Source organism: Azospirillum sp. TSH64 (assembly GCF_003116035.1).
Lineage (GTDB): Bacteria > Pseudomonadota > Alphaproteobacteria > Azospirillales > Azospirillaceae > Azospirillum.
The window spans coordinates 119098-143454 of sequence record NZ_LGQW01000015.1; the positions used below are offsets into that span (position 1 = coordinate 119098).

Below are 24357 nucleotides of genomic sequence, written 5' to 3' on the forward strand. Positions count from 1 at the left end.
CTGGGCGGCCGGCTCCGTGCGCCTGCGGGGCGCCGGGGCCAGGGCCAGGGCCGAGACCCTGAAATCTTCCCCCGCCTCATTCCCACCCTTTTGATGAAGACGAGCATCGCCATGGACCACACCGAACGCCAGATCATCGACGACCTGTTCGCCAAGCTGCATCAGGCCGAGGCGCAATCCGGCCCGCGCGATCCCGAGGCCGAGGCGCTGATCCGCGAGCGGATCGCCCGCCAGCCGGCCGCCCCCTACCTGATGGCGCAGGCCATCGTGATGATGGAGCAGGCGCTCGCCGCCTCGCAGGGCCGCAACGAGGAGCTGGAGCGCCAGCTGCGCGAGCGTCCCGCCGCCGCTCCCGCCGCCCCGGCCCAGTCCGGCGGCGGCCTGTTCGGCAGCCTGTTCGGCGGCAGCAGCCGTCCCGCTCCGCAGCCCTCATATCCGGCGTCTGCCCCGGCCGCTGCCGCCCCTGCGGCCGCCATGCCGGCCGGCTCGCCCTGGGGCCGTCCGCCCGCCGCTGCCGGTACGCCCGCCTATGGCGACCCGCGCGTCGCCGGCTATGCCCAGCAGCCGCGGGCCGGCGGCGGCTTCATGGCCGGCGCCATGCAGACGGCGGCCGGCGTCGCCGGCGGCATGCTGATCGGCAGCGCGCTCTCCAGCATGTTCTCTGGCGGCGAGGCGGTGGCGGCCGAGGCTGCCGGTGCTGCCACCGATGCGGCCACCGCCGCCACCGACCATGTCGAACAGACGGTCGAGGACAGCGGCTGGGGCGATTTCGGCGGCGAAGAGGAGATGTGAGTCCATCCCTGATGGCGGCGCTCCGTTGAACTGAGCGCCGCCATCGCGGAGAAAATTCCTATATGATGGCGTCGGACTCACCCTTGCGGAGCCGACGCCATGCCTTCCCCTCCCACCTTCTCAGGATCGCCTGCGCCAGGGCATGGGAGGGGGATTTTCCCAACCGATGGAACGCTGCCGTCCGGCCTGTTTCACAGCGTTCCATCCGGCCCCGGCGTTGAACCCTTGCCCATCCGGCGGATGGAACGCCGCCGCTTGGCGTGTTTCACGCTGTTCCAGCGGTCTCTCCCGTCGGCCCTGCCGATGGAACGCCGCCGCCCGGCACGTTCCACGCTGTTGCAGCCGCCTGCGGCTCTGCCCCGCGCTTCAGGCCTTCACGATGCGGTCGGCGAAGCCCTCGACCGCCCGCATGGCGTTGCGGGTGTCGACCACCAGCGGGCAGTGGGCGGCGAGGCTCTGCCAGTCGATGCCGTCATGGTCGGTGACGATCACCGCCGCGTCGAAGCCGGCGAGCCGCTCCGCCGTCCACTCGACGGAGCGCCGGCCGGCGAGGGCGGCATGCTCGCGGGTGACCGGCAGCACGGGGATGAAGGGGTCGTGGTAGTCGACCGCGGCCCCGCGCTCCAGCAGCATCTCCATCAGCCGCAGCCCCGGCGACTCCCGGCTGTCGTCGACGTTCTTCTTGTAGGCCATGCCGACCAGCAGGATGCGCGACCGGCTGAGCCCGATCCCGGCCTGCCGGTCGAGCGCCAGGGCCAGCCGGTCCACCACATGGCGCGGCATCATCGTGTTGACCTCTCCCGCCAGCTCGATGAAGCGGGTGGAGATCTGGTATTCGCGGGCCTTCCAAGTCAGGTAGAAGGGGTCGATCGGGATGCAGTGGCCGCCCAGCCCGGGGCCGGGATAGAAGGGCATGAAGCCGAAGGGCTTGGTCTTCGCCGCTTCGATCACCTCCCAGATGTCGATGCCCATCGGTTCGAAGACGATCTTCAGCTCGTTCACCAGGGCGATGTTGACCGAGCGGAAGATGTTCTCGGTCAGCTTGGTCGCCTCCGCCGCCCGCGTGCCCGACACCGGCACCACCTGCGGCACCACCTGCTCGTAGAGCGCCACCGCCAGCCGGCGCGCGCCCTCGTCGTCGCCGCCGACCACCTTGGGGATGGTGCTGGTGGTGAAGCTGATATTGCCAGGATCCTCGCGCTCGGGCGAATAGGCCAGGAAGAAGTCGCGACCGCTGGCCAGCCCGGTCTCCTCCAGGATCGGCCGCATCACCTCGTCGGTGGTGCCGGGCCAGGTGGTCGATTCCAGGACCACCAGCTGGCCGCGGCGCAGCCGGTCGCGGATCAGCCGGGTGGAGGCCTCGACGAAGCTCAGGTCCGGCTCGCGCTGGGGCGACAGCGGGGTGGGGACGCAGACGATCACGGCGTCGCAGGCGGCGAATGCGTCGGCATCGGTCGTCGCCCGGAACCGCCCGGTCGCCGCCGCCTGGGCGACACGGCCGTCGGCGATCTGCCGGATGTAGGAGCGCCCGCCGTTCAGCGCCGCCGCCTTGGCCGGGTCGATGTCGAAGCCGGTGACGCTGAAGCCGGCCCCGGTCAGCGCCAGGGCCAGCGGCAGCCCGACATAGCCGAGCCCGACCACCGCCACCCGCGCGCTGCGGCCGCGATAGGCGCCTTCCAGGGACTGGATGTCGGGTGCCTGCATGTCGGGCTGGGTGTCCGCTGTGCTCATCGTGCCGTTCCGTTCGAAAGGACTGGACCGCCCGGACGGCTGTCCCGCCTGCGGCCGCCGGAATGTGTGACGGGCGGCATGCTTTGCGCAACCCCCCGCTCCGTATTGGTGCCGGGGATCGGAAACTCTGGCGCCGGGACCGTGAAGGGTGCCACCCTCCCCGGACTCCTTGGACTTCCCTCGCCCAGACCCAACCCGCCATGACAGCCCGGCACCCACCCCTCCTTCCGCAAGAGATCGCCCCGGTGGATGACCGCCAGTCGGCGCTGACCGCCCTCCATCTGGGCGGCGACCCGGCGGCCCTCTTCGGCTATTTCATGGCGCTGCGCGAGGAGAGCGACCGGGCGCTTGCCGGCCTGCCACCGGCCGGCGGCAAGCCCTATCCCTATGGCCGCTGCGAGGAGATCACCCGCGACCTCTTCGCCCGCCTGTCGCAGCGTCTGGCCCAGCCGGCCGGCCCGGTGGAGCGCGCGCTGCGCGCCTTCGTCGAGGGGGGCGGCGTGCTGCACAGCGTCTGGGGAGTCCTGCGCGGGCAGTATTTCCAGAACGCGCTCCAGATCGGGGCGCTCTATGTCGATGTGTCGAACGACACGGTGGTGGTCACCAAGCCGAAGGTGGAGATCCTGCCGGTCGCGGAGTCCGGCCTGGTGCCGGTGCGCGACCTCGACCATTTCCGGCAGACGGCGGAGCGCTACTGGGGGGCGACGCTCTATGCCAACCATCTGGCGCCGACGCTTGCCCCGCTGCTGCCGGTGCTGTCGGTCAGTCCCGGCCGGCTGGCGCCCGGCCTGCAATCGGCCTGCGACTACATGATCGCGCTGATGTGCCGCGACCGGTTCGAGCAGGCCGAACGCTGGCTGGAGACCGGCCCCGCCTCGCCCGCCGACCTTGCCGCCAGCTGCCTCGCCGCCATCCCCGCCGACCTGCGCCCGCTGACCGGCCAGCCCCGGCTGGAGGCGGTCGCCGCCTGCCGCCGCGCCCGGGAAGCCGCCTGCTGGGCCGACCCCGACTGGCGCACCGCCCGCGTTCTCGACTATCTGCGGCTCATGCGCGGGCCGGGAGGTTAAGCCGCCTTATCCAGATGCGGCAGCGGCTTGATGGCGTCCAGCGCATCGCCGATTTCCGCCCGCGCGACCTTGGTTTCGAAGATGCTCTGCAGATTGCTCCAATAGCGCGCGTCGGTTCCGAAAGCCTTGCCCAGCCTCAGCGCCATCGGTGCGGTGATCCGCCGCTCGCCGTTCATGATCCCGGTCACCGCGTTGGGCGGCACGCCAATATGCTCGGCAAAGCGGCGGGCGCTCAGGCCGAGCGCCTCCAGCTCGTCGCGCAGGAACTCGCCGGGGTGGATGGGAGGCAGGTTGTCGACAGCGGGATGGCTCATGGAAACCTCAGTGATAATCGGCGATTGCGACGTCGTAAGGCTCTCCTGGCACGGTCAGAAGGTCGGCATCGGCCTGCGCGTCTCCAACCACGGCCCAGCGGAAACAGACACGCCACTGGTCGTTGATCCGGATGCTGTACTGGCCCTTCCGTTCCCCGCCCAGCGCTTCGAAACGGTTGGACGGAGGATGCCGGAGATCCATCAGCCGGGTGGCCGCCTGAAGCTTGGTCAATGCCTTGGCGGCTTGGCGCTCAAAAGACTGGAACTCCCTCACCCGCTTGCCGGCCATGAAATCGGCCGTCCGCTTGTCCACACAGTTTCTGATCGGCATCCGCGTCCTCTCGCGGATCATTATGTGTTACGTTACGGATAACGGTCAAGCCCGCCCCCTCACAGCCGGTCCGTGCCGAAGGTGTCGCAGGCTTCCAGGCGGCCGCTTTCCAGGCCGGTGCGGAACCAGCGGACGCGCTGGGCGGAGCTGCCGTGGGTGAAGCTGTCGGGGCTGACGGTGCCGCGCGCCTGACGTTGCAGGCGGTCGTCGCCGATGGCACTGGCGGCGGTCAGCGCCTCCTCGACGTCGCCGGGCTCCAGCATCTTGCGGTCGCGGTTGGCGTGGTTGCCCCAGATGCCGGCGAAGCAGTCGGCCTGCAGTTCCAGCCGCACCGACAGGGCGTTGGCCTCGGCTTGGCCGCCCGCCCGCTGCTGGGCCGCCTGCACCTTGTCGGAGATGCCCAGCAGGTTCTGCACATGGTGGCCGACCTCGTGGGCGATGACGTAGGCCTGGGCGAAGTCGCCCGGGGCCTGGAAGCGGTCGCGCAGCTCGCGGTAGAAGCCGAGGTCGATGTAGAGCTTACGGTCCATCGGGCAGTAGAAGGGCCCCATCGCCGCCTGGGCCCGGCCGCAGCCCGACGCCACCGTGCCGGTGAACAGCACCAGCGTCGGGTCCTGGTACTGGCGCCCCATCTGCTGGAACAGGCCCTGCCAGGTGTCCTCGGTATCGGCCAGCACGACGGAGACGAAGCGCTTCAGCTCGTCGTCGCCCTGGCTGCGCGGAGCGGCCTCGCCGATCTGGGTGCGGTCTGCGGTGGTCCGGTCTCCCTGCTCGCCGCCGCCCAGCAGCACCGTGGGATCGACCCCCAGCACCATCGAGACCAGCAGCACCACGATGACGCCGCCGACGCCCAGCCCGCCCGCGCCGATGCGGATGCCCCCTCCCCCGAGCCCGCCGCCGCCTAGCCTGCCGCCCAGGCCTCCCTGTCCGCGGCGGTCCTCGACATTTTCGCTTTCCCGTCCGCCCTGCCACCGCATCGCCGCCCTCCTTCGCCCGCCCGTCCCGATCGTCAGGTCCGGTGGAGACGAAACCATCAAGGGCTTCCCACGTTCCCTGCGGGTCCGGCGGTAAGACGGGGAGTCGGTGCGGAACGGCTTGAAAATCCCACCCCGCTCCCCATCTGGAGACTGGCCGAAGACCGTCTGGGCAGAACCGCTCGGGCTGTGCCGCCCCCCCACCTTTCCCGCCCCGGCGGGAGAGAGCCTTCGTGGGGGCGCCGGCCGTTTGGAACATGCCCATGCCGGGGCCTGTTTTACTTTATCGGAGTCTCCTGCGGCGGTGTTGCGCCGCCGCGGCTCCCGTTTCACGACGCCACACACGAACAAGAGCCGGCCGGCACCGAAATCCATCGGTCCGCCCATCCGGCCTGGAGGATTTTCATGACGACCCCGATCGTTTCCGCCCTTTCGCAGACCGCTCGCCATTTTGCCGCCCAGCCCGCGCTTGCGCCGGTCCATCTGGCCTCTACCCGCCTCTCCGCTGGCCAATTCGCCGCAGCTGAAAGCAAAAAGCCCGATTTTCGCTCCAAGCCTGAGCCGTCCGGCTTGACCCGGGGCGAACTGCGGCAGATTGTGCTCGACATCCTGGGCTGATCCTATCGGCCCGGGCTCGTCCTTTTCTACCCATCCACGACTATAGGAGATCACCATAGCCAAGCTCTACGACGCGGACCCCGTCCGCGAAGGCCCGCGCCTCAACCGTGAAATCACCGCCCGTATGGTCCGCCTCGTCGGCGCCGACGGCGAGATGGTCGGCGTGGTGCCGCTCCGCCAAGCGCTGGAAGCCGCCGCGGATGCCGACCTCGACCTCGTCGAAGTGGCGCCCCAGGCGGATCCGCCTGTCTGCAAGATCCTCGATTACGGCAAGTTCCGTTTCGAGGAGCAGAAGAAGGCCAACGAGGCGCGGAAGAAGCAGAAGATCATCGAGCTGAAGGAAATCAAACTTCGGCCGAACATCGACGATCACGATTATGACGTGAAGATGCGTTCCGCCATCCGCTTTATCGAGGAAGGCGACAAGGTCAAGATGACCATGCGCTTCCGCGGTCGCGAGATGGCGCACCAGGATCTCGGTCTGAACGTGCTCGTCCGCGTGCGTGACCAGCTCCAGGACATCGCCAAGGTCGAGCAGATGCCCCGGGTCGAAGGCCGCATGATGGTCATGGTGCTGGCCCCGCGCTGAGCCTGGACCAAAGGGATCTCGCGGGGCGGTTCGCCGCCCCGCCCCTTTCTCGTGCCTGCTCCTTTCTCGTGACGGCCGTTTTCCGTCCCGACCGTAAATTCCCCCGCGAATTTCTCTATTATCAAATTTTCCCGCCCTCAAATCGCGCCGGATTAATCCCGGAACATCCCGCGTGATGCGGCGGAATAATACCCGACTATTCGCATTGGGTTATTGACCCCGTCGGCGTCGAACGGGAATCATCGCACTTCCCGTGTCTCACTCCCCCCTGTGTTCCGGAAAGTCGTTGTTATGAAGGACGAACGTGTCGCGCCCGCCTGGGAGCCCATCTCCGGCGAACGGCAGTTCCGCCTGCTGGTCCAGAGCGTGGTCGACTATGCGATCTTCATGCTCGATCCCGCCGGCATCGTCCGCAGCTGGAATGCCGGGGCGGCCCGGATGAAGGGCTATGCCGCCGACGAGATCATCGGCCGGCATTTCTCCAGTTTCTACACGCCGGAGGACCGTGCCGCCGACATGCCGCAGCGCGCGCTCGCCACCGCCCTGTCGGAGGGCAGGTTCGAGGCGGAGGGCTGGCGCCTGCGCAAGGACGGCACCCGCTTCTGGGCCAGCGTCGTCATCGACCCGATCCGTGACGAGACCGGGACCTTGCGCGGCTTCGCCAAGGTCACCCGCGACATCACCGAGCGCCGCAAGGCCCAGCAGGCGCTGGATGAGGCGCGCGAGGCCCTGGCCCAGGCTCAGAAGATGGAGGCGGTCGGCCAGCTGACCGGCGGCGTCGCCCATGACTTCAACAACCTGCTGCAGGCGATCAGCAGCAGCCTGGAGCTGATCGACCAGCGGCTGTCGGTCGGGCGCAGCGACATCGCCCCCTTCACCGCCACCGCCCGCGCCGCGGTGGACCGGGCCGCCACCCTGACCCGGCGCCTGCTGGCCTTCGCCCGGCGCCAGCCGCTGAAGCCGGAGCGCGTCGAGCTGAACGGGCTTGTGGCCGGGCTGTGGGATCTGCTGGGCCGCTCGGTGGGCGAGCAGATCCGGCTGGAGCGGCGGCTGGCGGAGCCGCTGTGGCCGGTCCATGCCGACGTGAACCAGATCGAGAGCGCCCTGCTGAATCTGGTGATCAACGCCCGCGACGCCATGCCGGAGGGCGGATGCGTGACGGTGGAGACCGCCAATGCCGCTTTTTCACCGGCCGACCTCGTCAACGATCCCGGGGTGCAGGCCGGCGATTATGCGGTGCTGACCGTGCGCGACAGCGGGACCGGCATGCCGCCCGACGTGCTGGCCCGCGTCTTCGAGCCCTTCTTCACCACCAAGCCGATCGGCCAGGGCACCGGCCTGGGGCTGAGCCAGCTCTACGGTTTCGCCCGCCAGTCCGGGGGCTTCGTCCGCATCGACAGCGCGGTCGGCCGCGGCACCGCGGTGCATCTCCACCTGCCGCGCGATCATGCCGCCGCCGCTTCCACCGGACAGGCGCAGCCCGCCGCCGTGCCGGCGCTGCCGCCCGGCCGGACCGGGCGGGGCACCGTGCTGGTGGTGGAGGACGAGGAGCTGGTCCGCATGCTGCTGGTGGAGGTGCTGGAGAGCGACGGCTACACCACGCTGGAAGCCGCCGACGGCACCTCGGCGCTTGCCCGACTGACAAATGCCCAAGCGGGAACCAAAGACAAAGCCGGGGCAAATCCGCCGGTCGACCTGCTGGTGACCGATGTCGGGCTGCCCGGCCTGAACGGCCGTCAACTGGCGGAGGCGGCGCAGGCGCACTATCCCGATCTGAAGGTCCTGTTCCTGACCGGCTATGCCTTTCAAGCCCTGGACGACAGGCACGGCGACGGCGAGGATGGGCTTGGCCACAACATGCGCATGCTGGTCAAGCCCGTGGCAGTCGACGCCTTCCGCGCCATGGTGCGGAAGCTTCTGTCCGACGGCCCTTCCGACGGCATCTAGGGAGACCTGAGACGATGCACCCGCTCGCCCGCGTCTCGACGCTGCTGCTCTCCCTGACCGTCCTCACGGCTCTGGTCGCGGTCCTGCTGACGCCCCTGCCGGCCTTGGCCAAGCGCTCGGCGAAAAAGACTCCCCTGCCGGTCGCGGCGGAAATCCTGATGGACGCCGGCAGCGGCACGGTCCTGCAGGGGCGCAATGCCGACACCCTGACCTATCCGGCATCGCTGACGAAGATGATGACGCTGATGCTGACCTTCGAGGCGCTGGAACGCGGCACGCTGCGGCTGGACCAGAGCCTCGTGGTGTCGCAGCATGCCGCGTCGATGCCGCCGTCGCGGCTGTGGCTGGCCCCCGGCAGCACCATCACGGTGGAGCAGGCGATCCTGGCGCTGGTCACCCGCTCGGCCAACGACGTCGCGGTGGTGCTGGGGGAGGCGCTGGGCGGCAGCGAGACCGCCTTCGCCGCGAAGATGACCGCCCGTGCCCGGGCGATCGGCATGCGCCGCACGGTCTTCCGCAACGCGTCGGGCTTGCCCGACCGGCTACAGCGGACAACGGCGCGCGACATGGCGATCCTCTCCCGCGCGCTGATCCGCGGCCACGCCCGCCATTACGCCTATTTCCAGCGCCGCAGCTTCGACTGGCAGGGTGACACGGTCTATGGCCACAACCGCCTGATGGCGCGCTACCCCGGCATGGACGGCATCAAGACCGGCTACATCGCCGCTTCCGGCTTCAACCTCGCCGCCTCGGCGGTGCGGGACGGCCGCCGCCTGATCGCGGTGGTGATGGGCGGCCACAGCGCCAACTCCCGCGACGACCGGGTTGCCGACCTGCTGGATGCCGGCTTCAAACGCCCGACCAGCCCGGCCAAACCGGCGCCCGTGCAGCCGGATCTGCTGATTACCAAGAACAGCGCTTCGATCGCCCAGCGCAGCACGGCGGTGAGCGTGGGCGCCCCGGTGGTGAAGCCGCCCCCCGCTGCGAAATCCACTGGTGGTCCCCCCATTGGCGGTCCCTGGTCCATCCAGGTCGGCGCCTTCGCCAGCCATGCCGCCGCACAGAGCAGCGCCCGCGCCACGGCCAAGCGCCTGGGCGCCCTTGCCGCCGGCACCAGCGCTGCGGTCGTGCGGTCCGGCGGTCTCTACAAGGCCCGGCTGACCGGCTTTGCCGCGACGAAGGCCGATGCGGCCTGCGCCGCCCTGAAGACGGCCGGGAAGGGCTGCTTCGCGCTTCAGGACCGGTGACGCGCCGCGGACGGCGTCTTTGGATTTCGCTTTGGATCGGGGGCCTGTTCTCGGCTATGTAGGGGGCGATGGCCACCCTCTCCGAAGCGACTCTTCTGGCGTTTGATCTGCACGCCGCAGGACGGTTTGCCGAGGCGGAAACCCTCTATGCCCGTGTGCTGGAGGCCGAGCCGGACTATCCGGACGCGCTTCATCTGTCCGGTATCCTGATGGGCCAGACCGGGCGCCTGGAGGAGGGACTGGCCCGGGTCGCCGGAGCCGTGGCCCGGCGACCGGACTCCGCGGAGTATCTCCTCAATTACGGCAATCTGCTGCGTGCCGCCGGCCGCACCGGGGACGCGATGCACGCCTACCGGCGGGCGCATGTCCTGGGCGCGCCGCAGGCTGCCGAGCTGCTGTCCGGCCTGCTGCTGGATCATGGCGCACGTTGCCTGGACGGCCGCGATCCGACCGCCACCGAGGCGGCCTTCGCCGAGGCGTCGCGTTTGCGTCCCGGCGATCTCCGCATCCGCACCGGGCTGGCGGATGCCCGCTTCGACCGGCAGGACTGGGAGGCCGCCTTGGCGGCTTACCGCGCCGTCCTGGCGCTGTCCCCGTCCTCGCACCTCGTCTGGTACAATTCCGGGGTCGCCGCCTGCAATGCCGGGCGGATGGCGGAGGCGGCGACCGCCTTCCGGTGTGCCGGGACCCTCGTCCCCGATCATCTGGATACGCAGGAATACCTCGTCGCGACGCTTTTCCACTGCGGGCGGATGGCGGAGGCGGCAAGCGAAGCCTGTGCGGTCCTGACGCGGAAGGCGAAAGCGGCGCGGAAGGGGCGGCAGGGCGTCGGAGTGGCGCCGGTTCCCGCAGCTTCGCAGGACGGCCGGACGCGGCGGATCATCAGTTTCAGCCTGTGGGGCTCCGCATCCCTGTACATGCAGGGCGCGCTGGAGAATGTCCGGCTTGCGGCCGAGTTCTATCCGGGCTGGACCTGCCGCATCCACCATGACGAGTCCGTGCCGGCATCCGTTCTCGGCGAGCTGGCCGCGGCGGGGGCGGAACTGGTCGCCATGGACGCGGGCAGCGGACCGGTGCGCGGCCTGTTCTGGCGCTTCCTCGTCTCCGACGATCCGACGGTCAGCCATTTCCTGTGCCGCGACGCCGATTCCCGTTTGAACAGCCGGGAGCGGGCCGCAGTGGATGCCTGGCTGGCCTCCGGCCTCCCCTTCCATGTCATGCGCGACCACATCATGCACACCGATCTGATGCTGGCCGGCATGTGGGGCGGGCGGGCCGGCATTCTGCCGCCGATGGCTCCTCTGGCGGAGGTTGCCGCCCGCGCCGAAGACGGACGCTTGCGGGACCAGCGCTTCCTTGGCCGGGTCGTCTGGCCGCTGATTGAGGGCTGCTGCCTCGTGCATGACAGCGCCCATGACGGCCATGGGCTGCCCTTTCCCGATGTGCCGATCGATGCGCGCTTCCGCTTCACCCATGTGGGGGCTTGCCTGAAGGACACCTGACGCCGGTGTGCGATCTCGGCACCCGGCTCAGCACCCGATACCGGCGCGGGAGTCCTGCAATGCCGTCATGATGTGCCCGATCAGGGCCGATGGCGGAATGGGCTTGGACAAGATGCGGATGCCGGGCTCGCGCCCCAGATCCTGCAGCACCGCCTTTTCGGCATAGCCGGTGACGATCAGGACCGGCAGGCCGGGGCGGTGACGACGGACGAGGCGGGTCAGGTCGGCGCCGGTCATGCCGGGCATGGCGAAGTCGGTGACCAGCACGCCGATGCCCTCGTCCGCTTCCAGCAAAGCCAGGGCCTCCTCGCCGCCGGCGGCCTCCGACACCATGAGGCCGGCCTCGTCCAGCGCCGCGGCATTCGCCATGCGGACCAGGGCGTCGTCCTCGACCAGCAGGATGCGAAGGGCGGCGGACGGCACGGGCAGGGGGGCGGTTCCGGTGGAGGCCGCCGGGCCGCCGGTCGCATCCACCCTGCTTCCCGGCCTGATTTCTGGCCTGGCTTCTGCTGGGCTTTCCACCGGAGCGTGGGGCAGGTACAGCGTCACCGCGGTGCCCAGGCCGGGATGGCTTTCCAGCCGGATGCCGCCGCCTGACTGGGCGGTCAGGCCATGCACCATGCTCAGCCCCAGCCCGCTGCCCTGCCCGACCGGCTTGGTGGTGAAGAAGGGTTCGCAGGCCCGCGCCAGAATGTCGGGCGGCATGCCCGACCCGCTGTCGCGCACGGTCACGGCGACATAGCCGCCGGGCGTGAGGGCGGGGGAAGCCTCCTCGCACGCCATCCCAACCGGCAGGCTGGTGACGGTAATGGTCAGGGTGCCGCCGTCCGGCATGGCGTCGCGGGCGTTGATGGCGAGGTTCAGCAGGGCGATGTCGAACTGGTGGGGATCGACCAGCGCCGGCGGCACATCGGCGTCGCGGTCGATGCGGATGCGGATGGCGCCGCCCAGCGTGCGTTCCAGCAGCGTCGCCATCCCCGCCACCTGGGTGCCGAGATCGACCGGCGCCGGGGCCAGCCGCTGACGGCGGGCGAAGGCCAGCAGATGCTGGGTCAGGGTGGCGCCGCGGTCGACCGCCTGGCTTGCGATCTCCAGCGCCCGGCGGCTCTCCGCCCCGCGCAGTTCGCCGCCGGCCTCCAACATGTGCAGGCTGGAGCGCACCGCCTGGAGCAGATTGTTGAAGTCGTGGGCGACGCCGCCGGTCAGCTGGCCCAACGCCTCCATCTTCTGCAATTGGCGGACATGCTCCTCCGCCTCGTCGCGGGCCTCCACCGCCTGCCGCCGCTCGCCGAGCGCGCGGTTGGCGGTCTCGTAGGCCAGGAACTGGCGGGCCATCGCCCACAGCATCAGGGCGAGCGCCACCGCGCTGACCAGCCCGGCGGCGGCGATGACGACCGCCTGACTCTCCCAGCGCGCCAGAATTTCCCCGCGCGTCCGGCTGACCGCGACGACCAGCGGGTAGTTGCGCAACTGCTGGACTGACAGGATGCGCTCCTCGCCGTCGATCGAACTTTTCAGGGTGGTCGCGGCGATGCCGGACTGGGAGAGCTGACTGTCGATGATCGGTTCGGTGGCGACGGTTCCGATCCTGTCCGGTGTTGGCGGGAAGCGCGCCAGCAGCATGCCGTCGCGCCACCACAGGCTGAAGCCGCTGCCCGGCGTCACATGAAGGCTGCGGTAGAACTGCTCGAAATAGGACAGGCGGATGACCCCGACGACCAGCCCGGCCAGCCCGCCGTCCGGGGCGTTCACGCGCCGCGCGATGTAGAGCGTCCAGTCCCGGGTGACCAGGCTCTGCGTCGGCCGGCTGAGGTAGGCGCGTCCCGGATCGGCATCCTTGAGCGCCAGATAATAGTCGCGCCGGGACAGGTCGAGCGCCGGGGCCGGGAACCGGCGGGTGAAATTGACCAGGGTGCCGTCGGCGGCGATCAGGCTCAGCGCCTCCATCTGCGGCAGGCCGGACGCCTTGGCCTTCAGGATTTCATGAACCTGCCGGTCCGTCCGCAGCCGGCTGAAGGCTTCGGCGCTGCGCCGGTTCTCAAGCGGGATTTGGTCGGCGATCCCGCTGACGGTCAGGTCGATCCCTTCGATGGTGCGCGCCGTCTGCTCGGCCAGCGAGGCGTTGAGCGTGCGCAGGCCCAGCATCGCCTCGGTCACCGTCTCGCCATGCAGCCGGTCCAGGACCATCGCCGTGCCGCCGCACAGAACCGCCAGCAGGCCGATGCCGAGCGCCCCGATGCGCTGGAGCGGGCGGCTTTCCTTCAGGAGCCGCAGCATGACGCCCGCTTCCGGTCCGCCTTTGCCGCCGCTCCCCCACTCATGCTTGAGCCTGCTCCCTTTATCGTCGCCATGCGATCCGATCCCCCTTGCAGGCCACCTTGTGGCGCCTGCCGGAGTTACGGAAGGTTTCGACACTGCATGAGCTTGACTATAAACCCCGTGGCCCCCTGGGCAACCGGTTCCAGGTCATAGGGTGCCTCCGCCCGCTACGGTGCTTCGCCCAGGCCAAGGTTTTCAGCGCAGTCAGGGTTTCAGTGCCGGCAAACTTCAATGCCGGTCATGCAGGCAGTGGGTGTGGTCGGCCAGCACCTCGATCACGTGGCAGCTGCGCACCTGATCCTGGGCGCAGCCCTCCACCATCCGCCGCACCTCGTCGCGCAGGGCTTCCAGCCGGGCGATCCGGGACTCGATCTCGGCCAGATGGGTGCGGGCCAGCAGGTCGGCGTCCCGGCAGGGCTGGCCCGGATCATCGGCCATGGCCAGCAGTTGGCGGATCGCCTCCACCTCGAACCCCAGCTCACGGGCATGGCGGATGAAGCGCAGGCGGCGGACCGACCCGCCGTCGTAAGTGCGCCGGTTGCTGTCGGTGCGCGGCGCTTCCGGCAGCAGGCCGATGCTCTCGTAATAGCGGATGGTCGGGATCTTCACGCCGGTCTGCTTGGCGAGCGCCCCGATGGTCAGGGGGGATGGCGGGGTGGCGGGCAGGCTGGACATGGTCGGCATTTCCCTCTTGATCCTCCAGTCACTGGAGGATCTAGGCTTTGGAAGAGCTGCCGGCAACGGCCATGATCGAGGAGCGTCTTCCATGCACGGACCGATTTCCGATTCCTTTCCCGATCCTCCGGCCGGGACGCAGGCCGCTACCGCCCTGCGCACCAGCCGCTACCGGGTGTCCGGCATGGACTGCGGCTCCTGCGCCGCCAAGATCGAGACGGCGCTGCGCCGGGTGCCGGGGATCCATGAGGTGCGGGTGTCGGTGCCCGCCGGGACGGTGACCGTCTCGCATGAGAACATGCTGGGCGCCGATGCGGTGGTCCGTCCACTGACGGCGCTTGGTTACGGCGCCACCCCTGCCGATCCGGTGGTGGAGGCCGGACCGTCAAGCCGCGGCGGGGGCTGCTGCGGGGCCGAGGCCCAGCCGCATTCTCACGCTCACTCCCATGATCATTCCCATGGGCCCTCCCACAGCCATTCCCACAACCATTCCCATGGCCACGACGATGCGTCCGAAGCGCCCTGGTGGCGGGGACGCAAGGCTCGGCTGACCCTGGCGGCCGGCGCGGCCCTGGCCGCCGCGACGGCGCTGGGACTGCTGGTGCCGGCGGCGGAGCCCTGGGCCTTCCCGCTGGCGCTGCTGGTCGGGCTGGTTCCGGTCGCCCGCCGCGCCCTGGCGGCGGCACGGGCCGGAACGCCCTTCTCCATCGAGATGCTGATGACGGTCGCCGCCATCGGCGCGCTGCTGATCGGTGCGGTGGAGGAGGCGGCGACGGTCCTGGTCCTCTTCCTGGTCGGCGAATTGCTGGAGGGGGTGGCGGCCGGCCGGGCGCGGGCCGGCATCCGCGGCCTGACCGCGCTGGTTCCCGACACGGCCTTGCTGGAGCAGGACGGCGCCGCCCCGCACTCCGTTCCCGCCGCCGGGCTGGCGGTGGGCTCGGTCATCCTGGTGCGGCCGGGCGACCGGGTGGCGGCCGACGGTGTCGTGCTGTCCGGCCGCAGCGCGGTCGACGAATCCCCCGTCACCGGCGAAAGCGTGCCGAAGCCGAAGGCCGAAGGCGACGAGGTCTTTGCCGGCACCATCAACGCCGACGGCGTGTTGCGCGTCCGCGTCACCGCGGCGGCGCGCGACAACACCATCGCCCGCATCGTCCGGCTGGTGGAGGAGGCGCAGGCGAGCAAGGCCCCGACCGAGCGGCTGATCGACCGCTTCGCCCGCGTCTACACGCCGGGCATCGTCGGGGTGGCGGCGCTGGTCGCCGTGGTACCGCCGCTGCTTTTCGACGGCGACTGGACGGAGTGGATCTACCGCGCCCTGGCGGTGCTGCTGATCGGCTGCCCCTGCGCGTTGGTGATCTCCACACCGGCGGCCATCGCCGCCGGCCTGTCGAGTGGCGCCCGGCGCGGGCTGCTGCTGAAGGGCGGCGCCGTGCTGGAGGCGTTGAGCCGCATCACCACCGTCGCCTTCGACAAGACCGGCACCCTGACGGAGGGCAAGCCGCGCGTCACCGACCTGATCCCCTTGCAGGGCAGCGAGACGGAACTGCTGGCCGATGCCGCGGCGCTGGAGGCCGGGTCGAGCCATCCGCTGGCCCGTGCCATCCTGGCCGCGGCGGCCGAACGCGGCATCGCCCCGCCAGCGGCAGGCGAGGTCACCGCCCTTCCTGGTGCCGGCCTGACCGGCAAAGTGGATGGCCGCCTGCTGGCCCTGCTGTCGCCCCAGGCTGCGGCATCGTCGCTGGGTGCGGCACCGGCGGACCAGGCCGCCGCCTTCGCCGAGGCGGGCAAGACGGTCTCGGTCCTGCTGGTCGACGGTATCCCCGCCGGACTGATCGCCATGCGCGACGAGCCGCGCCCCGATGCCCGCAGCGGGATCGAGGCGCTGGAGCGCGCCGGCATCCGCTCGCTGATGGTGACCGGCGACAATGCCCGCACCGCCGGGGCGGTCGCCGGGATGCTGGGGATGCCGGCGCATGCCGAACTGCTGCCGGACGACAAGCTGCGCATCGTCCGCGATCTCCAGGCCCGAGGGCAGCGGGTGGCGAAGGTCGGCGACGGCATCAACGACGCCCCGGCGCTCGCCGCCGCCGATGTCGGCATCGCGATGGGCGGCGGCACCGACGTGGCGCTGGAGACGGCCGACGCCGCCATCCTGCACGGCCGGGTCGGCGACGTGGCCGCCATGGTGGCGCTGTCCCGCCGCACCATGGCCAATATACGTCAAAACATCGCACTGGCCCTGGGCTTGAAGGCGGTCTTCCTGCTCACCACCGTGCTTGGTGTCACCGGGCTGTGGCCCGCGATCCTGGCGGACACCGGTGCCACCGTGCTGGTCACCGCCAACGCCCTGCGCCTTCTGTCCGTCCGCCCGTGAGCGTGATGGACAATACATTGATTCTATTAGGAGAAATTCTATGAACATGACACGGCGGACGATGATGCAGGGGGCGGCGCTCGCCGTCCTGGCGCTCGGCCTCGGGTCCGTGGGGCTGCCGGGCATGGTCCGCGCCGCCGTGCCCGCCGGCAACGCGGCGGTGGAGGTCTGGAAGGCGGCGAGCTGCGAATGCTGCGAAGGCTGGGTGCGGCACATGCGCGCGGCCGGCTTCGACGTCACCGTCCATGTCGTCGACGACGTGACGCCGATGAAGCGGATGGCCGGCGTGCCGGACGATCTCGCCTCCTGCCACACGGCGCGGGTCGGTGGCTATGTGCTGGAAGGCCATGTGCCGGCCGAGGACGTAACGCGGCTGCTGGCCGAACGGCCGCAGGCCCGCGGGCTGGCGGTCCCCGGCATGCCGCAGGACGCCCCCGGCATGGATATGGCCAGCGGCCAGCCCTATCAGGTCATGCTGTTCGGCGCCGCCGGCGGCCCGCAGGTCTTCGCCCGCCACTGACCTCCTTGCCGGACCGGGATGGCGGCCCAAGCGCCATCCCGGTCCGGCAAGCCTTGTCTTTGACTCTATCCCCTCCGGGGGGATAGGATCGGGGCATGAGCAAGCACCATTCCCATCCCGACATCGTCAAGCGCCTGAAGCGCGCCGACGGTCACCTGCGCGGCATCATCGAGATGATCGAGGCCGAACGCCCCTGTCTGGACATCGCGCAGCAGCTCCACGCGGTGGAAAGCGCCGTGCGCGAGGCCAAGAAGCTGCTGATCCACGACCATCTCGACCATTGCCTGGACGCCGCGGTCGATGCCGGACCGGAGGAGTCCCGCCGCTCCATCGCCGAGTTCAAGGCGATCACCAAATACCTCTGAGGGGGCTGGAATGCCGGATTTCGCCGCCCTGTTGCAGCAGGGAGCCGGGCAGGCCTGGCTGTTCGTTCCCAGCGCCATCCTGCTGGGCGCTCTGCATGGGCTGGAGCCCGGCCATTCCAAGACCATGATGGCCGCCTTCATCGTCGCCATCCGCGGCACGGTGTTGCAGGCGGTCCTGCTGGGGCTGGCGGCGACGGTTTCGCACACGCTGGTGGTCTGGGTGGTGGCGCTTGCCGGCTTGCGCCTTGGCCAGGGCTGGGACGCCGCGACGACCGAGCCCTATTTCCAGGTCGCCTCGGCGGTGCTGATCGTCGGGGTGGCGCTGTGGATGATGGTGCGGACGTGGCGGGAGCAACATTCGCATCGCCATCATGACCATCACCACGATCATGGTCACGGCCATCACCATGGTCACCACCATCATGACGACGGGCCGGAGGATGCGCACGCGCGGGCGCATGCCGAGGAGATTCGCCGCCGCTTCGACGAGCGGCCGGTCACCACCGGCCAGATCGTCCTGTTCGGCCTGACCGGCGGCCTGATCCCCTGCCCCGCCGCCATCACCGTCCTGCTGCTGTGCCTGCAATTGAAGGAGGTCGCCCTGGGCGGCGTTCTGGTGCTGTGCTTCAGCATCGGGCTGGCGCTGACCCTGATGTCGGCCGGGGTGGTCGCGGCGCTGGGGATGCGCCATGCCGAGCGCCGCTGGTCCGGCGCCTTTGGCCGCATCGCCCGCCAAGCCCCCTATGTCTCCGGCGCTTTGATCCTGGCGGTCGGTCTTTACGTCGGCCTGCATGGGCTTTCGGGGCTGGGCTACCATCTCGCCGGCTTGCCCTCCCTGTCCTCCGCCGTTCAGCGGGCGGGATAGGCCGGACAGATCATGCTTTCGGCGGCAAAGAGATGGGCGCGCGCGATCAAGCGCGACGTGCTGGCGGTCTATCTGGCGGCGCGCGACCCGCGCACCCCCTGGGGCGTTCGGGTCCTGGCGATGGCGGTCGCCGCCTATGCGCTGAGCCCGATCGACCTGATCCCCGATTTCATCCCGGTGCTGGGCTATCTGGACGACCTGCTGATCGTGCCGCTTGGCATCCTGCTGGTCGTCCGCCTGATCCCGCATGAGCTTCTGGCCGAACACCGGGCCGCCGCGGCGCGCCGGTCCGCCCGGCCGGTCAGCGTCGCCGCTGCTGCGGTCATGGTTGCCCTCTGGCTGGCGGCGGGCGTTCTCCTGTGGCTGTGGTTGGCACCGCCCTTTGAAGGCTGGCTGTCCTAGCCGTTAAGCTCTCACGTCATCCTTGCCAGGATCCCGGCCACGACGGCGTCGAGGTCGCCGCCGCGGTAGAGCGTTCCCTCGATGCCCGCCCGCTGCGCCGCCTGCACGTCGGTGTCGCGGTCGCCGATCAGGAAACTGCCCTTCGGTTCCACCGGCCATTCGGCCATCGCCTGCAACAGCATCCCCGGCTCCGGCTTGCGGCAGGCGCAGTCGGTGCGGTAAGGCGGCTCGCCATGATCGGGATGGTGCGGGCAGTGATAGAAGGCGTCGACATGGGCGCCGACGGCGCGCAACTCCTGCTGCATCCAACGATGCAGGGTGCGCACATGCTCCTCGCTGTACAGGCCGCGGGCGACCCCGGCCTGGTTGGTGACGACGAAGACCAGAAAGCCGGCGTCGTTCAACCGCTTCACCGCCTCCCTGGCTCCCGGCATCCAGGTGATCTGGTCGGGACGGTGGGCGAAGCCGATGTCTTCGTTCAGCACGCCGTCGCGGTCGAAGAAGGCAGCTTTGCGGCGTCCGGCATTCCGGGCTTGGGGTGATGTGTCGGGCATGATGGCGGTGGCGGGGCTCTTAAGGGGCGGTCGGGTTGAGAAGCCGCTTGGGCAGCATCGTTGTCAACCCGGATGCCGCTTTCCCAAACAAGATGCTTTGAAAATAAAATGACATGTCTTCATGAAAACATATGGTGAAATCACGCCATTACCTTATTCCCGTTCGATGCGACGGACGCAGCCGAGCAGCAATTCCTCCAGATTGAGCGGCGGCATATCGATGTGGATGGCTTCAAAGCCGCGGTTCCGCGCCCGGACCATCAGGTCGTGATTGGTCTCGGCGATGGACAGCAGGACTGGGCGGACGGCACCGCGCATCGCGGTCAGCCGGTCGAAGACGGATGGCCACGGACCTTCGGCTTCCCGCCGCTCCGGTCCGGTCTCCCCCAGCACGATCAGGTCGGGACCGATGGCACCGGACAAGGCGGCAGGGGACCGCGCCAGCAGAGCCAGTCCTTCCTCCATTGTTCGGCCCGCCACCACCCCCCAACCCAGCGTCTCCAGGTAAAGCCGCAGCCCCTCGCGCAGCAATGGATTGCGGTCGGCAACCAGAGCCCAGCGTACCCGGCTTCCGGTCGTCCAGTGCTGCGGCGATGGGCCGGCATGATCCATTCGGCCGTCATCGATCATGGACGCGGTCATGGGGGCGTGCTCCGGTTCGAAGGCTCCTGTCTGCGGCAGGGACTCTTCCTGTGACTTTTGAGGAAAATTCCCGGGATCGCATCCTCCACATGACGGACGAGGCGCTTGGACTATGGTCATATGCAACCGATGGCGCTTGAATGAGAAATGTTGCCTACGGGAAATTGATTGCTAACGGAGGATTTCCCTATAGTGGACAGCGCTGACCAGTTGATCGAGGCTATCTACGACGCCGTGACCTTTCCGGAGCGCTGGGGAGGGGTTTTGGAGCGGCTCTGCGCCTTGACCGATGCGACGCACGGCTTCCTGTTCACCACCGCCCCCCGCCATGACAGCCTGACCGCGGCATTGTGGGCCCGCCACAACATCACCGACAGGCAGCTGGCCGACTACACCACGCATTTCCGCCACCGTGACGTCTGGGCGAACGCCGCAGCGGCGCGCGGTCTGCTGAACCGCTGCGTCGTCCGCCGCGGCGAGGAGCTGGTACCGGATGCGGTTCTGCGGCGCTCGGCCTTCTTCAACGAGCTGCTGCGGGATCACGGCATGGGCCGGCTGTGCGCACTCACCCTGTCCGACGGCGGCGAGCTTTCGTCGGTGCAGCCGGTGCTGAGCCTCCATCGGCCCGCCGATGCCCTCCCCTTTTCCGACGAGACGGTCCGCCTTCTTCAGGACTGTGCCCCGCATCTCCAGCGGGCGATGCGGTTGCGCGTCCGGTTGCTGGCAGGCCGGGACGGCCGGGAGGAGGCTCGCTGGAGCGGCCGTGCCATCGACCGGCTGCCGATGGGGGTTGTCCTGCTCGACGCCACCGGGCGGATTGCCGGCCTGAACCGGGCCGGGCAGGCGATGATCGATGCGCGGGACGGGCTGCGGCTTGTGCAGGGGCGGTTGCAGGCTGAACAGGGGGGCGAGGCTCGCCGGCTTGCCCATCTGCTGGAGGCTGCGGCGTCGGCCGGCGGAAAGGGGGCATCGGCGCACCGGGGGGAAGCGGCCGACCTGCGGGTGTCGCGCCCCTCCGGCCGGGCGTCCTATCTGCTGAGCGTTCTGCCTCTGTCGCCCGAGGCTGCGGGACCGTTCGACGATGCGGATGGCGGGGGCAGTGGTGGGGGCGGCGGTGCGCACATCCGGGCCGTGGTCTACATCGTCGATCCGGCCGCGGTGGCGCCTGGGTTGGGAAGGCGGCTGTGCGCCCTGTTCGGTCTGACGGCGGTGGAGGCCGGCCTCGTCGTCGATTTGCTGGGCGACCTGACCCCGGCCGAGATCGGCGAGCGTCGCGGCGTGGCGATCAGCACGGTGCGCAGCCAACTGCGCAGCGTCTTCGCCAAGACCGGAACCACCCGCCAAAGCGAGCTGATGAATCTGGTGAACCGCTGCCTGATGCTGCCTGAAGGGCCGTGATTGCCGCAGCCGTGACGGTCAAGGCAGCGCCGATACCATCAGGAGGCCGAGATAGATGCCGATGAACAGGCCCAGCACGATGCCGTAATCGGCTTCCGTCATCGGGTTGGAGTCAGGGTCGAACTGCCGCATGAATACGCCTTCTGCGCCGTTGGTCCTGCCTGAATAACAGTGGACGGCGGCGGATCGTTGCGACATCGGCGTGGTATGGGGGCGGGCCATTCCGGGACCGGATCTCTGCGAACCGGTCCCGTCGGCGATAGGGGGTGGCGATAAGGGCGGTGGCAAGGGTGTTTCGCGCCCGCTTCAGGTGGAGCTTTCCGCCTGCCCGGTGATGGCGGGCTTCGCCGGCATCTCCTCGGCAAGGGCGCGGTAGGCCAGCCCGCCCGCGAGGCCGCCGGCCAGCGGGGCGAGCCAGAACAGCCAGAGCTGCTGCAACGCCCATCCGCCGACCACCAGGGCCGGCCCGGTGCTGCGCGCCGGGTTCACCGAGGTGTTGGTGACCGGGATGCTGATCAGGTGGATCAGCACGAGCGCCATGCCGATGGCCAGCGGCGCGAAGCCGGCCGGCGCCCGCCGGTCGGTGGATCCCAGGATCACCAGCACGAAGAAGAAGGTCAGCACCAGCTCGATCGCCAGGGCCGAGGTGACGCTGTACTGGCCGGGCGAATGCGCCTCGTACCCGTTGGCGGCGAGGCCGTTGACGGCCAGGCTGTAGTCGGCCTTCCCGGTGGCGATGACATAGAGGACCAGGGCTGCCGCGAAGGCGCCGACCAGCTGGGCCAGCACATAGGGCAGGATGTCCTTGGCCGGGAACCGCCCGCCGGCCCACAGCCCGACCGTGACCGCCGGGTTCAGATGACAGCCGGAGATGTGGCCGATGGAATAGGCCATGGTCAGGACGGTGAGGCCGAAGGCAAGCGACACGCCGAGCAATCCGATCCCGACCTGCGGAAAGGCGGCGGCGAGGACGGCACTGCCGCATCCGCCGAAGACCAGCCAGAATGTTCCGAGAAACTCAGCGGAGCTGCGCCTAATCATACTCATGCCAACCTCCCACTGCTGTCAGGGTTGCCGAAGGCCGGCGGATGCCGGTGCGCAGACGAGGATAAATCCACTTCCGCGGGAGGGAGTTCGCGCGTTCGGGCAGGGGGATGTGGCAGAAGAACAGGGGGGTGGAACAACCGGATCGGGATGTCGCCCACAGGGCCCGGCGCCCTGCCGAACCTTTGTCCCGTGAAGCCCTTGAATGGACGGGGCACGCCTCCTTGCCGGAATGCAAGCCGGTCCTTTCCCCCACTTTGCGACAACGCTTTGTTTAAGCTTGATTCCCTATAGAGTTGATTGCCAGGATATGCAGCATGTTCTCTGGCCGTTCGACCGATCCTGGGCGATCGATGGGGGGAGTTCGCAATGGCGGAGCAGGGTGAGCGCGACATGGACGGCGGGGCGTCCGCCGATCCCAGGCCGGGCGCTTTCCCCTTATGGCCGGCCGACGGCAGCATGTGCGGCATTGATGGAGCCGGCGTGCTGGACGCGCTGTTCTCCACCAACGCCGCCCCCATCCTGCTGATCGATCCCGGACGCGACGGCGCCATCGTCGATGCCAACCCGCGGGCCGCCGTCTTTTACGGCCACAGCCGCGACCGGCTGCGCAGCCTTCATGTCTGGGACATCAACCAGCTCGGGCGGGCGATCCTGCCGGCGATGCGCGAGATCGCGTCCTGGGAGGGCGGCCATTATCCGCAGCGTTTCCACCATCGCCTGGCCGACGGGTCGGTGCGCGATGTGCAGGTCTATGCCGGCCCCATCCACCTCGGCGGGCGCAAGCTTCTGCTGTGCATCATCCACGACATCACCGCCGTGATCGAGGCCGAGCAGTTCAACCGCCTGCTGCTGGAGAACGTGCAGGTCGGGGTGTGCGGCATCGACCGCTCGGGTGCCGTCACCTTCGTCAATCCCACCGCCACCAGCGCCTTCGGCTTCCGCCACGAAAGCGAGCTGATTCGCAGCCACATCGGACGCTTCCTGTTCCCTGCCTTCCCACCCGGCACCGCCACTGGAGGCGTCAGGCCCCATCCGGTGTTCCGGGTTGCGGAGGCCGGAGAGCCGGTGCGCGACATCGAGACGGTGCTGTACCGCGGCGACGGCACGTCCTTTCCCGTACGGCTGACCGCCAGCCCGATCCGCAAGAATGACGGGATCGTCGGGGTGGTCATCAGCTTCTTCGACCTGACGGAGGAGCGCGAGCGGGAAGCCCAGGCGAGCGATCTCGCCAATGCCCTTCCGGGTGCGGTGTTCCAGGCCGAACTCCATCCCGGCGGAGGCTTGCGCGCGACCTACTTCAGCACCGCCGCAGCCTCCCTGTTCGGCGTGCGGCCGGATGCCGACCTGACCGCCGCGCGGACCCTGGCGCCTGTGATGGCGATGAAGGGGTGGGCGCGGGTCCGGCACGGCCTGCGGCAGGCTGGCCGGGCGGGCCGGGTCTGGGAAGGCGAGATGGAGATCGCCGGCGGACGCTGGGTGCTGGGCCGCGCCCAGCCGCGCCGCCGGAGCGACGGCACCGTGCTGTTCAACGGAGTGCTGCTGGACATCACCGACCGCAAGGGGCTTGAGGCGGAGCTGCAGCAGGCGGCCATGCACGATCCGCTGACCGGTGTGTGGAACCGCCGGCGGTTCCAGCAGGCGGTGGGCGAAGCCGCGGCCAGGCTCGAGCGGTACGGGCGCCCCTATATCCTGGCGTTGATGGACATCGACCATTTCAAGCGCTTCAACGACACGCATGGGCATCAGGCAGGCGACGATGCCCTGCGCATGGTCGCCGCCACCCTGTCGGACCGGCTGCGCCGCTCGGACGCGTTGGCGCGCTGGGGGGGCGAGGAATTCGCCCTGCTGCTGACCGAGACCGATCTGCCCTCCGCCCTGGGCGTTCTGGAAGCCCTGCGGCAGAGGGTGAGCGCGCAGCGGATGGCGTGCGGCGGGGCGGTCACCATCAGCATCGGCGTCGGCCAGGCCAGGGCCGGCGAGGACATCGACAGCCTGCTCCAGCGCGTCGATGCCGCGCTGTACAAGGCGAAAGCCGCCGGCAGAAACCGCGTCGAACAAGCCTGAGCGGCGGGATCGGTCTGTCC

The 24357-nt window shown here is 69.4% G+C and carries 22 protein-coding genes and 1 pseudogene; 14 read left to right on the plus strand and 9 right to left on the minus strand.

Annotated features, from left to right (window positions below):
- Positions 1–111: 111 nt before the first annotated feature.
- Positions 112–792: a DUF2076 domain-containing protein gene (locus tag TSH64_RS02015; protein WP_109095282.1), complete on the plus strand. Its 681-nt coding sequence runs from the start codon at positions 112–114 to the stop codon at positions 790–792.
- 366 nt (positions 793–1158) lie between these two features.
- Here TSH64_RS02015 and TSH64_RS02020 read toward each other — a convergent pair whose 3' ends face one another.
- A complete protein-coding gene (locus TSH64_RS02020) occupies positions 1159–2523 on the minus strand; it encodes a nucleotide sugar dehydrogenase (protein ID WP_109095238.1) in 1365 nt (454 codons plus the stop codon).
- Between the two features lie 245 nt (positions 2524–2768).
- On the opposite strand from TSH64_RS02020, the gene TSH64_RS02025 reads away from it, so the two are divergent.
- Positions 2769–3590, plus strand: coding sequence for a hypothetical protein (locus TSH64_RS02025; RefSeq protein WP_247872683.1), 822 nt, complete (start codon positions 2769–2771; stop codon positions 3588–3590).
- Here the strand turns inward: TSH64_RS02025 and TSH64_RS02030 are convergent.
- Genes TSH64_RS02030 through TSH64_RS02040 form a run of 3 tightly spaced genes read right to left on the minus strand, consistent with a single transcriptional unit; the run spans position 3587 to position 5212 of the window.
- Positions 3587–3904, minus strand: a complete 318-nt coding sequence (locus TSH64_RS02030; protein ID WP_109095240.1) for a HigA family addiction module antitoxin — start codon at positions 3902–3904, stop codon at positions 3587–3589. The two genes, TSH64_RS02025 and TSH64_RS02030, sit on opposite strands and share 4 nt — an antisense overlap.
- A gap of 7 nt (positions 3905–3911) precedes the next feature.
- On the minus strand, positions 3912–4256 hold the full coding sequence (locus TSH64_RS02035; RefSeq protein WP_282188091.1) for a type II toxin-antitoxin system RelE/ParE family toxin: 345 nt from the start codon (positions 4254–4256) through the stop codon (positions 3912–3914).
- Between the two features lie 38 nt (positions 4257–4294).
- Entirely contained in the window at positions 4295–5212 is a 918-nt protein-coding gene (locus TSH64_RS02040; RefSeq protein ID WP_109095242.1) for a neutral zinc metallopeptidase, read from the minus strand.
- 402 nt (positions 5213–5614) lie between these two features.
- Here TSH64_RS02040 and TSH64_RS02045 point away from each other — a divergent pair, with 402 nt between their 5' ends.
- The 5 genes from TSH64_RS02045 (at position 5615) to TSH64_RS02065 (ending at position 11112) form a co-directional block, all read left to right on the plus strand.
- Entirely contained in the window at positions 5615–5827 is a 213-nt protein-coding gene (locus tag TSH64_RS02045; protein ID WP_109095243.1) for a hypothetical protein, read from the plus strand.
- Between the two features lie 55 nt (positions 5828–5882).
- On the plus strand, positions 5883–6416 hold the full coding sequence (infC, locus tag TSH64_RS02050) for a translation initiation factor IF-3 (RefSeq protein ID WP_081506050.1): 534 nt from the start codon (positions 5883–5885) through the stop codon (positions 6414–6416).
- Between the two features lie 291 nt (positions 6417–6707).
- Positions 6708–8363: a PAS domain S-box protein gene (locus TSH64_RS02055; RefSeq protein WP_109095244.1), complete on the plus strand. Its 1656-nt coding sequence runs from the start codon at positions 6708–6710 to the stop codon at positions 8361–8363.
- A 14-nt stretch (positions 8364–8377) separates the two neighbouring features.
- Complete coding sequence (locus tag TSH64_RS02060) at positions 8378–9610, plus strand: D-alanyl-D-alanine carboxypeptidase family protein (protein WP_109095245.1); 1233 nt, start codon at positions 8378–8380, stop codon at positions 9608–9610.
- Positions 9611–9678: 68 nt separating this feature from the next.
- On the plus strand, positions 9679–11112 hold the full coding sequence (locus tag TSH64_RS02065) for a tetratricopeptide repeat protein (protein WP_109095246.1): 1434 nt from the start codon (positions 9679–9681) through the stop codon (positions 11110–11112).
- 27 nt (positions 11113–11139) lie between these two features.
- On the opposite strand, the gene TSH64_RS02070 is transcribed toward TSH64_RS02065, so the two are convergent.
- Together TSH64_RS02070 and TSH64_RS02075 are read right to left on the minus strand one after the other, a co-directional pair.
- Complete coding sequence (locus tag TSH64_RS02070; protein WP_109095247.1) at positions 11140–13389, minus strand: hybrid sensor histidine kinase/response regulator; 2250 nt, start codon at positions 13387–13389, stop codon at positions 11140–11142.
- Between the two features lie 270 nt (positions 13390–13659).
- On the minus strand, positions 13660–14106 hold the full coding sequence (locus tag TSH64_RS02075) for a helix-turn-helix domain-containing protein (protein WP_109095283.1): 447 nt from the start codon (positions 14104–14106) through the stop codon (positions 13660–13662).
- 91 nt (positions 14107–14197) lie between these two features.
- Here TSH64_RS02075 and TSH64_RS02080 point away from each other — a divergent pair, with 91 nt between their 5' ends.
- The 5 genes and pseudogenes from TSH64_RS02080 to TSH64_RS02100 all read left to right on the plus strand — a co-directional run.
- Positions 14198–16480: a heavy metal translocating P-type ATPase gene (locus TSH64_RS02080; RefSeq protein ID WP_109095248.1), complete on the plus strand. Its 2283-nt coding sequence runs from the start codon at positions 14198–14200 to the stop codon at positions 16478–16480.
- Between the two features lie 40 nt (positions 16481–16520).
- Positions 16521–17000 carry a DUF411 domain-containing protein gene (locus TSH64_RS02085; protein WP_109095249.1) on the plus strand — a complete coding sequence of 160 codons (480 nt, stop codon included), beginning with the start codon at positions 16521–16523 and terminating at the stop codon, positions 16998–17000.
- A gap of 95 nt (positions 17001–17095) precedes the next feature.
- Positions 17096–17365 (plus strand): metal-sensing transcriptional repressor, encoded by a 270-nt coding sequence (locus TSH64_RS02090; RefSeq protein ID WP_109095250.1) that lies wholly within the window; start codon positions 17096–17098, stop codon positions 17363–17365.
- Positions 17366–17375: 10 nt separating this feature from the next.
- Positions 17376–18230, plus strand: coding sequence for a nickel/cobalt efflux transporter (locus TSH64_RS02095; protein WP_109095251.1), 855 nt, complete (start codon positions 17376–17378; stop codon positions 18228–18230).
- A gap of 12 nt (positions 18231–18242) precedes the next feature.
- A pseudogene (locus tag TSH64_RS02100) lies at positions 18243–18569 on the plus strand (YkvA family protein); the annotation flags it as partial.
- Positions 18570–18643: 74 nt separating this feature from the next.
- Here TSH64_RS02100 and TSH64_RS02105 read toward each other — a convergent pair.
- Positions 18644–19186 (minus strand): HAD family hydrolase, encoded by a 543-nt coding sequence (locus tag TSH64_RS02105; RefSeq protein WP_109095253.1) that lies wholly within the window; start codon positions 19184–19186, stop codon positions 18644–18646.
- Positions 19187–19339: 153 nt separating this feature from the next.
- Positions 19340–19828 carry a response regulator gene (locus TSH64_RS02110; RefSeq protein WP_109095254.1) on the minus strand — a complete coding sequence of 163 codons (489 nt, stop codon included), beginning with the start codon at positions 19826–19828 and terminating at the stop codon, positions 19340–19342.
- Between the two features lie 192 nt (positions 19829–20020).
- Between TSH64_RS02110 and TSH64_RS02115 the strand changes: the two genes are divergently transcribed.
- Positions 20021–21226: a helix-turn-helix transcriptional regulator gene (locus tag TSH64_RS02115; protein ID WP_146207963.1), complete on the plus strand. Its 1206-nt coding sequence runs from the start codon at positions 20021–20023 to the stop codon at positions 21224–21226.
- Between the two features lie 306 nt (positions 21227–21532).
- Here TSH64_RS02115 and aqpZ read toward each other — a convergent pair whose 3' ends face one another.
- Positions 21533–22273 (minus strand): aquaporin Z, encoded by a 741-nt coding sequence (aqpZ, locus tag TSH64_RS02120; RefSeq protein ID WP_109095256.1) that lies wholly within the window; start codon positions 22271–22273, stop codon positions 21533–21535.
- Positions 22274–22639: 366 nt separating this feature from the next.
- Between aqpZ and TSH64_RS02125 the strand changes: the two genes are divergently transcribed.
- Positions 22640–24337 (plus strand): diguanylate cyclase, encoded by a 1698-nt coding sequence (locus tag TSH64_RS02125; RefSeq protein ID WP_247872684.1) that lies wholly within the window; start codon positions 22640–22642, stop codon positions 24335–24337.
- The last annotated feature ends 20 nt before the right edge of the window (positions 24338–24357 follow it).